Annotated in this window: 14 protein-coding genes; 13 read left to right on the top strand and 1 reads right to left on the bottom strand. The window is 34.2% G+C overall.

Annotated features, from left to right (window positions below; all coding sequences use genetic code 11):
• Positions 1-51 precede the first annotated feature (51 nt).
• Both B3P17_RS02185 and upp read left to right on the top strand, forming a co-directional pair.
• Entirely contained in the window at positions 52-798 is a 747-nt protein-coding gene (locus B3P17_RS02185) for a shikimate dehydrogenase family protein (RefSeq protein ID WP_291103031.1), read from the top strand.
• Between the two features lie 63 nt (positions 799-861).
• Positions 862-1,518: a uracil phosphoribosyltransferase gene (gene upp / locus B3P17_RS02190; protein WP_291103034.1), complete on the top strand. Its 657-nt coding sequence runs from the start codon at positions 862-864 to the stop codon at positions 1,516-1,518.
• Positions 1,519-1,592: 74 nt separating this feature from the next.
• Here the strand turns inward: upp and B3P17_RS02195 are convergent, their stop codons facing one another.
• A complete protein-coding gene (locus B3P17_RS02195) occupies positions 1,593-2,516 on the bottom strand; it encodes an SPOR domain-containing protein (RefSeq protein WP_252638588.1) in 924 nt (307 codons plus the stop codon).
• Positions 2,517-2,648: 132 nt separating this feature from the next.
• Between B3P17_RS02195 and B3P17_RS02200 the strand changes: the two genes are divergently transcribed.
• The 11 genes from B3P17_RS02200 (at position 2,649) to B3P17_RS02250 (ending at position 14,050) form a co-directional block, all read left to right on the top strand.
• A complete protein-coding gene (locus B3P17_RS02200) occupies positions 2,649-3,239 on the top strand; it encodes a D-sedoheptulose-7-phosphate isomerase (protein WP_252638587.1) in 591 nt (196 codons plus the stop codon).
• A 302-nt stretch (positions 3,240-3,541) separates the two neighbouring features.
• Complete coding sequence (locus B3P17_RS02205; protein WP_252638586.1) at positions 3,542-5,959, top strand: SLBB domain-containing protein; 2,418 nt, start codon at positions 3,542-3,544, stop codon at positions 5,957-5,959.
• Position 5,960: 1 nt separating this feature from the next.
• Entirely contained in the window at positions 5,961-7,058 is a 1,098-nt protein-coding gene (locus B3P17_RS02210) for a Wzz/FepE/Etk N-terminal domain-containing protein (RefSeq protein ID WP_252638585.1), read from the top strand.
• Positions 7,059-7,141: 83 nt separating this feature from the next.
• Positions 7,142-8,671: a lipopolysaccharide biosynthesis protein gene (locus B3P17_RS02215; RefSeq protein WP_252638584.1), complete on the top strand. Its 1,530-nt coding sequence runs from the start codon at positions 7,142-7,144 to the stop codon at positions 8,669-8,671.
• A gap of 17 nt (positions 8,672-8,688) precedes the next feature.
• Positions 8,689-9,807: a glycoside hydrolase family 99-like domain-containing protein gene (locus B3P17_RS02220; RefSeq protein WP_252638583.1), complete on the top strand. Its 1,119-nt coding sequence runs from the start codon at positions 8,689-8,691 to the stop codon at positions 9,805-9,807.
• A 12-nt stretch (positions 9,808-9,819) separates the two neighbouring features.
• Positions 9,820-10,554, top strand: coding sequence for a glycosyltransferase family 32 protein (locus tag B3P17_RS02225; protein ID WP_252638582.1), 735 nt, complete (start codon positions 9,820-9,822; stop codon positions 10,552-10,554).
• 31 nt (positions 10,555-10,585) lie between these two features.
• Entirely contained in the window at positions 10,586-11,569 is a 984-nt protein-coding gene (locus B3P17_RS02230) for a glycosyltransferase family 2 protein (protein ID WP_252638581.1), read from the top strand.
• A 50-nt stretch (positions 11,570-11,619) separates the two neighbouring features.
• The gene (locus B3P17_RS02235) at positions 11,620-12,183 is read left to right on the top strand and encodes an acyltransferase (protein WP_252638580.1); all 564 of its coding nucleotides are present in this window, start codon (positions 11,620-11,622) and stop codon (positions 12,181-12,183) included.
• Positions 12,183-12,821: an EpsG family protein gene (locus tag B3P17_RS02240; RefSeq protein WP_291103044.1), complete on the top strand. Its 639-nt coding sequence runs from the start codon at positions 12,183-12,185 to the stop codon at positions 12,819-12,821. Before B3P17_RS02235 ends, B3P17_RS02240 begins: the two co-directional genes overlap by 1 nt.
• Positions 12,808-13,296, top strand: coding sequence for a hypothetical protein (locus B3P17_RS02245; protein WP_291103047.1), 489 nt, complete (start codon positions 12,808-12,810; stop codon positions 13,294-13,296). Before B3P17_RS02240 ends, B3P17_RS02245 begins: the two co-directional genes overlap by 14 nt.
• A gap of 13 nt (positions 13,297-13,309) precedes the next feature.
• Positions 13,310-14,050: a glycosyltransferase family 2 protein gene (locus B3P17_RS02250; RefSeq protein WP_252638578.1), complete on the top strand. Its 741-nt coding sequence runs from the start codon at positions 13,310-13,312 to the stop codon at positions 14,048-14,050.
• The last annotated feature ends 18 nt before the right edge of the window (positions 14,051-14,068 follow it).

A 14,068-nucleotide genomic window follows, 5' to 3' on the forward strand; every position in this document is an offset into this window, starting at 1 on the left:
CCAAATTGGAGTTATCCTATTTTTTTGCAGTATAGAGAAAAAATTAGCATTATGGACACGTATGGACTAGTCGGATACCCTCTGAAACACTCATTTTCCAAGAAATTCTTTACCGAAAAATTCGAAAAGGAGGGGATTGATGCAGAGTATCTCAATTTTGAGATTGAAGATATCTCTCAATTTACTGATATTATCCGCAACTATCCGAATCTGAAAGGTCTGAATGTAACAATCCCATACAAAGAAAAGATAATACCATACCTCGATGGTCTCGACAAAGGAGCTGAAAGCATTGGGGCAGTAAATGTGATAAAAGTAATCCGAGACAAAAACAATGCAACAAGATTGATCGGATACAACTCCGATATTATCGGATTTCAGGAGTCTATCAGGCCGCTTATCAATACGGCTATCCATAAAAAAGCATTGATATTAGGAACAGGCGGTGCATCCAAAGCGGTAAAAGGAGCGTTAGATGCACTAGCCATAGAGTGGATATATGTATCGAGAACTCCGAGTGAAGGACAATTATCATACAGCGATATTGACTCACACGTAATGGAGGAATATACCGTCATCGTCAACACATCGCCACTCGGCACTTTCCCGGACGTAGACAATGCCCCCGACATTCCATACACCCTACTCACAGACAAACACCTGCTGTTCGATCTGGTATATAATCCGGCTGAAACAAAGTTTCTGAGGCTGGGTAAAGAGAATAAGGCTAGCATAAAAAATGGGGCTCAAATGCTCGAGCTGCAGGCTATTGCAGCATGGAAAATATGGAAAGAATAAATTCCTACGTAAGACAAATAGAAATGTGAAAGAAAACTTATACCTTTAAAGTCAAAAATCAAGATGAGAATTATAAATCTTTCAGAGCAAAACACTATCCTCAATCGTTTTGTCAGCGAATTGCGCGATGTAGACATCCAAAAGGATAGTATGCGTTTCAGACGAAATGTTGAACGCATAGGAGAAACAATGGCTTATGAGATCAGTAAAACACTGAACTACGCGCCGCTCGAAACTCAAACACCTCTGGGTACATCGATTACAAATGTGCCTACCGACCCTATCGTTATCGCTACAATACTTCGTGCAGGACTTGTTTTTCATCATGGATTTCTGGAATGCTTCGACAAAGCAGAGAATGCTTTTGTTTCTGCCTATAGGAAATACAGAGAAAACCATCAAAGTTTTCATATCCACATCGAATACATCGCTTCTCCACAAATAGAGAATAAGGTTTTGATCCTTACCGACCCGATGTTAGCTACAGGTGGCAGTATGGATTTATCGTATCAGGCGCTATTGACAAAAGGTGAGCCAAGCCATGTGCATATAGCGACTATAATAGCAAGCAAGCAAGCTATTGACTATTGTGCAAAAAACTTCCCTCAGGAAAAGACTACAATATGGGCTGCGGCTATCGATCCAGAACTGAACGAATCGGCATATATCATTCCCGGATTAGGTGATGCCGGAGATTTGGCATACGGAGAAAAAGAATAAATACGATATTTATAAAATCAAAAAAGAGGAAAAACTTATCTTTCCTCTTTTTTTGCTATATATCGCTCTACTAATTAGTTCCTTTTGGAATACAACCAAGCTGTTTCGTATTTTGGATTCTCTTTACGGAATGTGTCCAAAAAGCCTTCGGCTTCAGGCTTATCAGAGAATGAAGCTACATAGATACGGAAACGACCTCCTGCTTCTAAGATATTTACACTCTGAAGACCACTCTTCTTAATCTTGTCCAACAAACGTTCTGCTCTCGATTGCGTATCCTCTCCTCCTACAATGATATAGTATGTACGTAAAGATTGAGGCGGTGTTTGAGACTCTTTATTCTCTACCTTGGCTTCTACAACCTTAACAGAATCAGGATCTAATAATGGTTTTACTTGTTCTGCAAGAGAATAGATAAAGCCCGATTGCTGAGGTATCCCGCTTTGCATATCTGTATTGTTACTTACATTTGCCGATGGCACTGTGAATAAAAACATGGCAACCACAGCAGCAGCAACACTTCCGAGAGCATATTTAATCGGAAAGCTTTTTCTCGAAACAGACTCCCGTCTATTTATATCCGACAGATTGCTTAACCCTACAGCGGTAAGACCATAAAGAGATGGAAACACAAAAGATGGATTAGCCTCGAACAGAAGTTTACCTTCCTTATTCATATATAAACTACCCAATCTTCCACAAGTTACAGGCTTTTGAGTAGAAAGCTCTTGTTTTAACCCTTTGACAAAATCTTTTATTTTTTGCAATGCAGCATTATATGTCATTTTCCCGTCTCTTATATAATAAGAGACGATTACACCATCATCATGCTTCAGATCAGGGTTGAAAGTTATCATATATCCGGGTACGGAAACATTAGCATCAATATGATGCAATGGTTCCTCCTGATTGACAATAAACCCACCCAACTCTGGTATAATCACACAGTTATGGATTGGCAAGGCAAATTCTAAATATGTAAAGACTTTGTTTTCCATAGAGGCAAAGATAATTATAAGTTGTAGAAATGAAAAAGATGATGTTCTCTTTTATTTAAAAAGTTACTAACAATTAACCGTGAAAATTGTTAAAAAAAAGTTACTTTTGGGACTAATTAGCTAAAACAGAATATGGAACTTGAACAAATTATTACAGAGCACATCCGAAAGTCTATCTCTGTAAAGGAATCTATACTATCCAATCCGGCGATCATGGCAAGTATCAAAGATGCTGCTACAGCAACAGTGGATGCTTATAAAAGAGGAAAAAAAACACTGATTGCAGGAAATGGAGGAAGTGCTGCAGATGCACAACATATAGCCGGGGAGTTTGTCAGCCGATTTTATTTCGATAGGCCCGGAATTCCTTCCATAGCATTATCAACTGATACATCTATTATAACAGCAATAGGAAACGACTACGGATTCGACAGACTTTTTGAGAGACAAGTGCATGCTCAGGGTGCAGAAGGCGATATTTTTATCGGTCTTACAACATCCGGCAACTCCGAAAACATTGTCAGGGCACTGCATGCATGTAAAGGAAAAGGCATAAAATCTATAGTTTTGACGGGTAAATCGGGAGGCAAAGCTTCTGAGCTATCTGATATTTGTATAAAAGTTCCGTCGGAGGAAACTCCAAGAATACAGGAATCACATATACTTATAGCTCATATTATTTGCTGTATCGTTGAAGAAGAGTTATTTGGAAATCAAAAGTAGCCTCAATCTTGATTGTATTGAAACCGACTCCGGATACCAATATATATATTATCTAAAATTGTTTTAACTTAAAAATTAGCTACATTTGTAAAGTTAAAAATAACAAACATTGTATGATCGAGACACAATATCAAAATAGATTACCCCTGAACCATCTGACAGGCACCTAGATACACGCTGATGGTTGTTGCAAAAGGATATTTATAGATTATTGAATTGTTTACTAAAATAATAAACCTTGAATACAAATTAACATAGAAAATCTAGAGTCATTGCTTTTAAGCCTTTAATATTTTAAATATATGAAAAGAGTTATTCTTTATTTTTTTATTTCATTAATTTCAGGAAACCTGTTGTTTGCCCAGATGTCCGACTCACAGGTCATAGAATATGTTAAAACAGAGGCAGCCAAAGGAACTTCCCAACAAATGATTGCTACCGAACTTTTGAAGCGGGGAGCAACTCAAGACCAGCTATTAAGGATAAAAAGTCAGGTAAATCAGCAAAATCAGAATACCAGCAATATAAACACCCCGACAAGCAGACCGACACTCAGAAAAGACGTAACGAGTGAAACGTACGCTCTTAGAAATGACTCCATAGCCAGACAGTTGGAATACCAACGAGAATATGGCCTTTTAGAAGATAACAAACCTGTAATTTTCGGTAAAAATATATTCAACCAAAAGAATCTTTCATTTCTACCTAATATGAATATCCCGACGCCCGAAGATTATAAATTAGGACCCGGTGATGAAATAGTCATTGATATCTGGGGGGCTTCTCAAGCATCACTGCAACAAATAATTTCTCCGGAAGGGAGTATTGTAGTAGACAGGCTTGGCCCTGTTTACTTAAACGGAATGACAATAAGAGAAGCGAACTCTTATATACAACAAAAGTTTTCTAGTGTTTATTCAGGCATCGGTAACGAAGGAGGATCTTCCCAAATAAAACTTACTTTAGGCCAAATACGTACTATCCAGATAAACATATTAGGAGAGGTTGCTGTACCGGGTACATATGCCTTATCTTCTCTCTCATCGGTATTTCATGCTTTATACAATGCAGGAGGGATAAATGACATCGGTTCTTTACGTTCTATTCAACTGTATCGTAAAGGTAAGCTCATAAAAACAATAGACATCTATCAGTATCTATTGAATGGGAATGCAAGTGGCGAAACCCGTTTGATGGATGGAGATATTATTATGGTTCCTCCATACATCTCTCTTGTAGAGATAGTAGGGAAAATAAAACGCCCTATGTTTTATGAGATGACAGTAACCGAAACCCTTTCAGACTTAATTAAATATTCGGGAGGTTTTACAGGCGATGCATACAAAGACAAAATAGATATTACTAGAAAAACAGGAAAATACGATAAGGCCTATACTGTTAGTTCTAAAGATTTTGAGAATTTCATATTAGACGATAAAGATAGCATCTTTGTTAGTGCGGGCTTAAATCAGTTTGACAATAGAGTTGAAATAAAAGGTGCAGTATTCAGACCCGGTTACTATGAAGTGGGCGAACAGATAAAAACAATAAAGAATCTAATCGAGAAAGCCGGAGGTATTAAAGAAAATGCATTCCTCAACAGAGCGATACTCACAAGGGAAAGAGCAGACTTAACTCGTGAAACAGTTCCTATTAACTTGAAAAATCTTCTTGAAGGCCGTACCGCAGATATCAATCTGAAGAAAAATGATATGCTTCTTGTGGCTTCAGATAGTGTATTAGTTGAATTGGGCAGCTTCACAATTTATGGCGATGTACAGGTTCCGGGTGAATATGACTATGCCGAAGGAACAAGTATCGAAGACTTAATCATCAAAGCTGGAGGTCTTCTGAAATCAGCCTCTTTAGCAAAAGTGGATGTTTCGAGAAGGATCGTTGACCCTTTAAGTATTGAGAGCCCAAATGTGATAGCCGATATCTATACATTTAATATAAAGAATGGATTGGTAGTAGATGGTCCACCCGATTTTGTATTGAATCCATACGATCAAGTTTACGTAAGGCGTAGTCCGGGATATATCGAACAAAGAAATATAGAAATTGCGGGCGAAGTTCTATTTCCGGGCAAATATGCTTTGAAGGAGAAAACCGAAAGACTATCGGATATTGTAAAACGAGCTGGCAATTTAACCCCCCATGCATTTTCTGCCGGAGCAAGGTTGTTAAGAGAGAAAACAATAATGGAAATGACTGAAGAGAGAAAAGCTATGCAAGCCCTATCAAAGGGACTGAAGGACTCTATTTCTACAGATTTACTAAACATTAATCCTTATTACTCAGTAGGTATAGAATTGGACAAAGCGATTGCAAATCCAAAATCAGAATATGACCTTGTTCTTCGAGAAGGAGATCAACTTATTGTACCGGAATATGATAACACTGTAAAAATTAATGGTTCCGTCATGTACCCAAATACTGTTCTATACAAAAGAGGACAGAAAGTATCTTATTACATTAATCAAGCTGGAGGATACAGTGATTTGGCAGAAAAGAAAAGAGCATATATTGTATATATGAATGGAACTGTTGCTAAGGTTAAGGGTTCAAATAGAGATGCAATCCAACCCGGATGTAATATTGTTATCCCATCTAAGGAACAGAAAGAGAAAATGTCATTAGCTCAGATATTAAGCCTAGGTACCAGTGTTACATCTATGGCTTCTGTCGTTGCTTTATTAATAAATAATTTGAGCAAGTAAAATGGAAGGACAAAGACAAAATAATATATCAGAGGAAAAAGAAATTGACCTGCTAGCATTAGGTAAGAAAATCTGGCTAAAGAAAAAGTTTATACTAAAAGTTGTTGGTATAGGTTTTATTTTCGGATTGGTAGTTGCCTTTAGTATACCTAAGGAATATACAACGACGGTGGTGCTACTCCCAGATACCCAGTCCTCATCATCTGGGACATTGAGTTCTTTGGCATCTTTGGCAGGCATAAATTTAGGGGGAGCTCCCGGAACAAACGCTTTGGCCACGCCAGATCTATACCCAGATATTGTGAATTCTTCACTTTTCTCACAAGGGTTGTTAAATATTGTTGTAATGGATTCTGAAAAAAAAATCGACACAACTTTATACGCATACCTTAATAATTATCAGTCAGCAGCATGGTGGAATCACATATTAGGAGCTCCTAGATTATTGAAAGGACTACTTTCATTTGAAAGGAACAAAGATATAACAGACAAGAAGGAGACTTACAACAATTACTTCATACCAAAAGAAGAACAAAAAATATTAGATAATCTGAAGAGCAGATTAGCTATAGGCTTTAATAAAAAAACAGGAATTACAACTATTGATGTTACAATGCAAAGCCCTGAAATTTCTGCATATATAGCTGATACATTAACATCATATCTCCAGTCATATATTATTGATTATCGCACGCAAAAAACACGTCAAGATTTAGAATATGCACAAAAGTTATATCAAGAATCCAAAGAAAATTATTATAAAGCACAGAAAGATTTAGCTGTATTTATTGATGGTAACCTGAATGTCGTCTCCGCCTCCTTCAGAACAACCCAGGAGCGATTACAAAATGAAGTTAATCTGGCTTATTCTGTTTATAACCAGACAGCACAACAACTTCAATTAGCAAAAATAAAAGTACAAGATAACACTCCTGTTTTCACTGTCATACAGCCAGCAGTACAGCCACTGGAACCTTCTAAGCCTTCGAAAAAATTAATTATGATCGTATTTTTATTTTCATCTTTAATGGGTGCATCAGCATGGGTACTAAAAGACGATTTATTGGGAATATCGAAAAAGAATACTGAAATAAAATAATTTTGATTCGCAAACTAAAATATAAGCGTATATCCAAAATTGTAAGGATTTCATATATGCTAAAAATTGACAAATAAGCTTTAATGGAAGATAAAAAACGTTTAGGTATAAACCTTGTAGCGCAGCTATTTGCGTTTATTGTAGGATTTATCATTAACTTCTTCTTAGCGCCTTTTGTTATAGCTAAATTAGGAGCTGAGGCATATGGGTTTATCGGACTAGCTAATAACTTTGTTTCCTATACAACACTAATAACCATCGCACTTAATTCAATGGCTGCTCGTTTTATAACAGTCAGTTTTCATAGAGGTGATACTGAACTCGCAAAAAAATATTTTGCCTCTGTGTACTATTCGAACCTTTTCTTAGCTATAGTTATAGCACTTTTTGCAATATTTATAGTTGGATTTCTTAATTACCTTATACAGATTCCACCTGAACTAGTTGGAGATGTAAAATTATTATTTGGATTGACATTCATTAATTCAATTATAGCACTTACCTCTAATGTATACTCTATAGCTACTTTTGTTAAAAACCGATTAGATCTATCCTCTCTAAGAAATATAGTTTCTAATCTATTAAGAGTACTCTTTATAATAACACCTTTCCTGCTATTTGTACCACATCTATGGTATTATGGTATCTCTGCCATAGCAGCAACTTTATTTATTGCAATAACTAATCGCAGATTAACTCGAAATTTACTGCCTGGTTTTAAAATAAATAAGTCATTATATGACTTTAAGTTAGTAAAGGAACTTATTTTTTCGGGAGTCTGGAATTTATTTAGCAAATTAAGTGAAGTATTATCTACAGGTATAGATTTATTGCTCGCCAATCTTTTTATTAGTGCTACGGCTATGGGTACACTTTCTATCAGTAAAGCTGTCCCAATAGTAATCTTATCTTTGTGCAGTTCTATTGCGGCAGTATTTGCCCCTAAATTAACAGAATTGTATGCGAAAGGTGAGATTCTGCAGTTAAAAAAAGAACTATTGAACAACATACGAATTATGGGTATTTTGTCTGCGCTTCCACTAATAGTATTCCTTATTTTAGGTGAAGTCTTTTTTCAGTTTTGGGTACCTACACAAGATGCTAATCGTTTAAGTGTTCTTTCTTCAATTGCTATATTAAGTATGTTGATCCTCATGCCGATAGAAAGTTTGTGGAATATTTTTACTATTACAAATAAAGTAAAACAAGTATCAATAACTTTATTTATATTCAACCTTCTTTTATCTGCGACTATTTTTATAGGAATCTTTTATTTTGATAGCGAATATCATAAACTTTTGTCTATTGTCGTTGCACATTTCATTTGGGGTGCAATACGAGGTTTAACATATTTACCAATATATGGCGCGAAATGTCTAGGGCTCAAATGGTATACATTCTACCCTTTGATATTGAAAATTCTATTTCTATCTACAATAATAATAATTAGCCTCTCACTCTTGAAACGATATTTCATCATTAATAACTGGCTGGATTTCATACTATATGCTTCCCTTATAGGTATAATTACCACAATTATCATGGGCATATTCATTTTACAGAAAAACCAAAAAGCAAAGATTATTTATCTAATAAAACAAAGATTACTTTAGTAATAATACAAAGAAATATGAAAAAAAAAGCTAAAATAATTGCATTATATCTACCTCAATTTCATCCTACACCTAATAATGATATTTGGTGGGGAAAAGGATTTACTGAATGGACTAACCTTTGTAAAGCAAGGCCTCTTTTTAAAGGGCATTATCAACCTAGAGTTCCTGCAGATCTTGGATTTTACGATTTGCGAATGCCTGAAGCTAGAAAAATGCAAGCTGACATGGCTCGAGAATACGGTGTTGATGCATTTTGCTACTATCATTATTGGTTCGATGACAATCACCAAGAGCTGGAGAGACCCTTTAATGAGGTCCTTAGTTCTGGTGAGCCTGATTTTCCTTTTATGCTATGCTGGGCTAATGAAAGTTGGCATACAAAGTTTTGGAGACATGATGGCACCTCTGAAAAAAAATTACTTGTAGAGCAAAAATATGGAAATGAGAACTCAAATATATTACATTTTGAACATTTACTCTCAGCATTCAAAGACCCTCGCTATCTTAGGAAAGATGACAAACCTCTGTTTATGATATACAGACCTCTAGCGTTTCCTAATGTAAAGGAATTTATCGAATTGTGGCAAAAATTAGCTATCAAAAATGGATTGAATGGAATTTATTTTATAGGACAAACTGAATATGTTGATTCTGTAGGGGATGAGATTCTAGCTTTAGGTTTTGATGCAGTGAATGCTGTACGTCTTTATGAAGAATTCTCTTACAATAAGAAGAAGAACTTGTTGACAAAAATTTATCTGAAAACATTAAAACTAACAAAGGTTAAATTTTTCCCCAAAAACAGAAGAATTGACTATAGAAAATGCTATTCTAAGTTTGTTGGAGAAAAAGAGAAAGAAGAATTTATAGTTCCAACCTTAATCCCTAATTTTGATCATACCCCAAGAAGTGGTATGGGAGGACATTTATTAGATAACTCTACTCCGGAATATTTTGGCATGCATGCTAAGCAAGTTTTTGAAACATTAAAGATGAAAACAGATAATGAACCCCTTGTCTTTATTAAGTCATGGAATGAGTGGGGTGAAGGAAACTATATGGAACCTGACCTTCGTTACGGAAAAGGCTATTTAAAAGAACTAAAGAAAGCAAAAGAAGAGTTTGAATCTTAAAAACAAACATGTATGATCCCCAAGACTATTCATTACTGTTGGTTTGGAAGAAAACCATTGCCTGCATTAGCTATAAAGTGTATAGAATCATGGAAAAAGTATCTTCCTGATTATGCGATAAAAGAATGGAATGAAGACAACTTTAATGTAGACATAATACCTTATACACAAGAGGCATATAACGTAAAGAAATATGCGTATGTAAGCGACTATGCACGCTTTAAAGTTCTACATGACGAAGGAGGGATATATCTGGACGTTGATGTAGAAGTATTAAAGTCTTTAGATAGCTTGTTAACAAATAAAGCATTTGCTGGATTTGAAACAGACACGATGGTTGCTCCTGGCCTAATATTAGGTGCAGAAAAAGAAGATAAATTAATAAAAGATATTCTGAATAGATATAATAACAAATCATTCATCCTATCTGATGGATCTTTCAATTACGAGACTGTAGTTGTTCACATGACAAATATCCTGGTTGAAAAAGGCCTACTGTTAAATGGTAAATTACAAACCATATCCGGATTGACAATCTATCCTTCTGATTATTTTTCGCCAAAGTCATTCGAAACAGATAAGATAAATATTACTAAGAATACATACACAATTCATCATTATGCAGCCAGTTGGGTGCCAAGGTATATGCAACTGGAGAAGAAAATTTGGAATCTTTTGAATTTAAAGAACAGATATTTTCTTGCGAGATTCGTAGCTAAAATAAAGAAAATAAAGAATAAAATATAAGGACGGAATTGTCCGTTAAGCAATTTAATAAATGAAACCCAAAAGACTAAGCATTATAGTCCCTGTATATAACGTAGAACCATACATAGCAAAGTGTTTAACGTCCATATATTCGCAAGATGTGCCCTTTGATACTTATGATGTGGTTATTGTTAATGACGGGACAAAAGATAATAGTATGAGTATTGTCAGTAAATACATGCACCAATATTCAAATATAACTATTATCAATCAAGAGAATAAGGGATTAAGTGAAGCGAGGAATGCTGGTCTAAAAATTGCTGATGGACAATATATCTGGTTTATCGACAGTGATGATTGGATAGAAAAAGATGTTCTTAAGAAACTCTATCAGCTGATAGATAAATATGAAGCTGATGTCTATGCTACCCCGCTGAATAGAGTAAAAGATGACATCAATATAGGGAATGATTTTTCCATAGCTGATAATATTCTTATAAAAGGTAAAAATTACCTGTTTGAAAATTTGCCTTACGGTGCATCTCCACGCTTTATACTAAAGCGAGATTTCTTACTTGTTAATAATTTAAAATTCCGTCCCAACTTATTACATGAAGACGGAGAGTTTGGTCCTAAAATGTTATATCTTGCAAATGATATTTACATCATGAGCAATTCTATTTATAATTATCGTCTTCGTTCCTCTGGTTCAATAATGAGTTCGTGGAAAAAGAAAAATTCAGAAGACTTAATTTGTATTCATAAAGATTTAGCTATTTTTTGTACTAATATGATAGAAGACATTAATGACAAAAGGAAGTTTAATGTTATTATTTTTAATACACTAAGAGTTTCAATTCTATTTGCCAAAGATCAATGGCAGACAAAAGAATTTAAAGAGTTTTATAATGAGTATAAAAATTATATAAAAGAAAAAGCATGTAGTAATATAAATAGATTTACATTTAAGCATTTTGGTTTTAAGGTGTTCTTCAGTTATATTCTTATCTATATAAATCCCATATTCTTTTATAAATGTAAAAACTTATTATGATTATTTTTGCATACTTATATAAAGTAATAAATAAAATCTTTAGGGTTTTGATGAAAACTCAATGGGTTATTACATTCCTTAAGCTTAAACTAAACGGAGTGAAGTTTTCTTCTGATTTTAAATCGAATGGAATTCCTATTTGTCATATCGATCTAGATGCTGAAGTATCTATTGGATATAAGTTTAAGATGAATAATGGACTTCTTAATAATATGATAGGGAGGCAACAACCTTGTTTTTTTGTAGTAGCAAAGGGAGGTGAATTAAATATAAAGAACAATGTAGGCATAAGCGCAACTGCAATAGTTTGCTGGAGTAAAGTAGAAATCGGAAATAATGTACGCATAGGAGGAGGAACTGTTATATATGATACGGATCATCATTCACTAGACTATAAAGAACGCACAGCAGTTCCTGAAATTAAAGAGAATATTAAAACTTCTCCTGTTATTATAAAAGATAACGTATTTATAGGTGCAAACTCAACTATATTGAAAGGAGTAACAATAGGTGAAAATTCAATTATTGGAGCATGTTCAGTTGTGACTAAGAACGTTCCAAAAAATGAAATATGGGCAGGGAATCCAGCCAGGTTTATTAAATCTTTAGGTTAATGGGATCAGTAGGTAACTACATATTTTTAGAAACACTTCTATTATTTATTTTCATCTTTTGTGGATTTGGAATAAGCAAAGGCAGAAAAGATCAATTTTGGATCTATTCGAGCATTGTTATTATATCATATTCTTTAATTAAAGGACTAAGATATGGTAGAGGTCCTGATTATCTATGGTACAAGCTCCAATATGAGAATATGGATCTTGCAGAAAAGAAAGAATTGGGATTTAGATTTGTAAACGAGATTCTCAGCGCACTGGATATACCGTATTATGGAGCATTTATTCTTTATAGCTTCGTCCTGATAGTTGCTGTAATGATGCTACTGAAAAACTATAGAGAAATAGCCATGTATGCTCTACCTATATTTTTTATTGTTACAGGCTCTTATTGGGCCACTGCTGCAATTCGACAATATTTAGCAATGGCCTTTATCCTTATCGCATTCTTATATTTAATGAAGGATCATATATGGAAATGTTTGGGTTTTATGCTTATTGGGATACTAATTCATACTGCATCTTTTATCTTTCTGCCTTTTTTCTTATTATTTTATTATATAAAAATTCCTATTAAATNNTCCTTATCCACTTATTGCATTATATTTGATTGTCTTCTTTATGTGGAAAATTGAATATTGGAGTGAATATGTTATTCTTTTTGATGCTCTTAGCTTAGATAAGGACCAGAAATTTTCAGGTTATTTAAACAATGCTGAATTTTGGTTTACTGATGCAGGATCAGATGGAAATATAGCATCTATCACTCTTTTATTTAGACGGTTATTATCAAATGTAATCCTTATTTATTTTGGAGTAAAATATTTGAATCGTATCCAGAACTTCAGATTACCTTTTTTCCTGTTTTATCTCTCAATTATTATATTAAAAGTATCTGGAGATATTGAACTGCCGATGAGGATCGGTCTTGGGTTTAATACTTTCGAAATGTTTGTAGCAGGAGTTGTACTATCAGAGACTAAAAAGACAGATATTTATACCTTTTGCGCTATGTTTTTTTTAATAATAAATTACGGGTATAATTGGATTGCACCCTTATTATCCGCAACCCCTGAAACAAGTATGTTTATATGGGATATCATTCATTAAATAGATAAAAAAGATGGAACTAGTTTCTATTATTATTGCAACATATAATGCTGAAACATTTTTAGAACGAGCTATTAGAAGTGTTTTAGACCAGACTTACCCTAATATAGAATGTATTGTCATTGATGGTTGTTCGACCGATAATACATTAAATATTCTTGAGAAATACAAATCTGAAAAATTTTGTGTTCTATCAGAACCTGACAAAGGTATTTACGATGCATTAAATAAAGGATGGAAATTAGCAAAAGGAGATTGGATACATGTTCTAGGATCCGATGACGAATTGCTCCCTGATGCAATAAAGGTGTTAATCGAGGAGTCAACTGGATTTGATGTAGTATACGGAAATACTATTGACCGTTATCCTAATGAGACTCTAAGATATTGGACGGCTAAAGATTATACTATGATTAAATATGTAATGATCTGCTGTCATCAAGGAATGATTATGAGACGTTCGGCGATTGAATCTATGGGTGGGTTTAATACTAAATATCCCTTAAGAGCTGATTTTGACTTAACTCAAAAGTTATATTTGCAAGGATATCACTTTAAACAAATAAAAAAAGATATTGCATATTTTTTTATTGAAGGGACAAGTGGTATGGCTCCTTTACATACAGATATTGAACGTTATAAAATACTTAAGGCTAATAAATCAACAAAGTTTCCATTTTTTGCATTTTCTTACTTTTTTATTAGAAAAATAGTCAAACGGTTTTTGATATTCTTAAGGATTAAAAAAAAATAATTATATATTAAAAATGCA

The sequence above is a fragment of the Dysgonomonas sp. UBA7630 genome (assembly GCF_002483985.1).
Taxonomy (GTDB): domain Bacteria; phylum Bacteroidota; class Bacteroidia; order Bacteroidales; family Dysgonomonadaceae; genus Dysgonomonas.